The 442-nt window shown below is 49.1% G+C and carries 1 protein-coding gene; it reads right to left on the bottom strand.

The features are described 5' to 3' along the window. Positions 1-442: succinate--CoA ligase subunit alpha (locus ACYQ3Q_RS28520; RefSeq protein WP_459931752.1), on the bottom strand; the 442-nt coding region annotated here is incomplete at both ends.

Below are 442 nucleotides of genomic sequence, written 5' to 3'. Positions count from 1 at the left end.
GGATATTTTCCTCAGCCAACGCTTTCTTTACTAAATCGCTCACTTCCCAAGGTAATGCAGCCACATAGGCCCCCGCTGCCTTTAAGGCGACAACTTTGCTGTCATAGGTTCCTTTGCCCCGTTCAATGATAGCTCCGGCATGACCCATTCTCTTTCCAGGAGGAGCGCTTTTGCCAGCTAAGAAGGCAATCACTGGTTTACTCATTGTTTTGATAAAAACAGAGGCTTCTTCTTCAGCATTACCGCCGATTTCCCCCACCAACACAACCGCTTTGGTCTCCGGATCTGCTTCGAATTGAGCTAAGACATCAATGAAGGATAAACCGACGACTCGGTCTCCTCCTAAGCCAACCACCGTCGACTGACCAATCCCTGCGTTCGTTAACTGGGAGACAATTTCATAACTGAGAGTCCCACTCCTTGCTACGACTCCTACTGAACC

Source organism: Desulfosporosinus burensis (assembly GCF_054657535.1).
Note: the sequence above shows the minus strand (reverse complement) of the source record. Positions and strands in the feature narration are given on the sequence as shown.